This window comes from Streptomyces sp. NPDC029674 (assembly GCF_044903205.1).
GTDB lineage: Bacteria > Actinomycetota > Actinomycetes > Streptomycetales > Streptomycetaceae > Streptomyces.
Genome location: NZ_JBJDPY010000072.1, coordinates 1 through 1,085 on the forward strand (window position 1 = coordinate 1; position 1,085 = coordinate 1,085).

The following is a 1,085-nucleotide window of genomic DNA, read 5'->3' on the forward strand; positions in this document are numbered from 1 at the left end:
GAGTACGCGCAGATGATGGCGGCTGGGATGTCTGAGGACGTCTTCCAGCGGCAGGTGGAGGGGCTGGCCGAGTCGCTGGGGTGGAAGGTCTATCACACCCACGATTCGCGTCGGTCTCACCGTGGGTGGCCGGATCTCGTGCTCGGTCGCCGAGACCGGGTGCTGTTCCGGGAGCTGAAGACGATGAAGGGGCGCGCGACGCCCGACCAGAAGAAATGGCTCGAGCTGCTCAACGCGGCCGGGCACGACGCGGCCGTGTGGCGGCCGGTCCAGTGGTTCGACCGGACGATCGAGAGGGAGCTGACGTGAGCGAGCTGATGGAGCTGGTGGACCGGCTCACCGTGGAGACCAGACAGATCCTGCACACCGACGCGGGGCCGGCCGTCGTGCGAGCTGCCCCGCTGCTCGAGCAGTTGCAGGAGGCGGTGCACCCGTCCGGGGAGGGCGGTGGCGGCTCGTCTGGGTCGGTCGGCTCGGGTGCCCCGCTCGATGTCACAGCCCTGGCCCTGCTGTGCCAGGTGAAGGACGAAGCGATCCACCTCTCGTGGCTGGCCCGCTCAACGCCCGGCGTGCTCACCGTGCGTCCCGGGCTCGGCGGATTCACCCTGGCCGAGCGGATCCGCTGGACCGCCGCCGCCCTGGAAGGACAGGCGGCCGAGGCGGAGATGCTCGCCACCGTGCGCGGGTGGACGGCGTCGATCGAACGGCTGTTCGACCCGCCGCGCGTCGTCGCCCTGCGCGGGGCCGAGTGCCCGGCATGCGGGATCGCCCGGACTCCGGTGCTGAACCGGGACCTCGAGGAGTACGTGGACGTGCCGGCGCTGACCATCGTGCAGAGCCAGACCCCGCGGGCCTCGTGCGCGGAGTGCGGCGCCGAGTGGCACGGCCCCGAGGTCGTGGACCTTGCCGTCCAGCTGGGCGCCCCGCCGTCCGTGGCGCACCTGCTTGCAGGCTGACCGCCCCGAGGTGTACGCTCGGCAGTGCTTGGGATAAGTGCGCCCAGGCCCTGATCTTCGAGAAGGCCCCGACCCCCACAGGTCGGGGCCGTCGTCGGATCCAGCTGGGTTCCGCGAGTCCGCTTTCAC

2 protein-coding genes are annotated in these 1,085 nt (G+C 71.2%); both read left to right on the forward strand.

Features of this window, described 5'->3' with window-relative positions:
• A partial coding sequence (locus ACI2L3_RS40435) for a VRR-NUC domain-containing protein (RefSeq protein WP_404757462.1) occupies nucleotides 1-309 on the forward strand: 309 nt, incomplete at its 5' end.
• A complete protein-coding gene (locus ACI2L3_RS40440) occupies nucleotides 306-956 on the forward strand; it encodes a hypothetical protein (protein WP_350749529.1) in 651 nt (216 codons plus the stop codon). The genes ACI2L3_RS40435 and ACI2L3_RS40440, both read left to right, overlap by 4 nt.
• The last annotated feature ends 129 nt before the right edge of the window (nucleotides 957-1,085 follow it).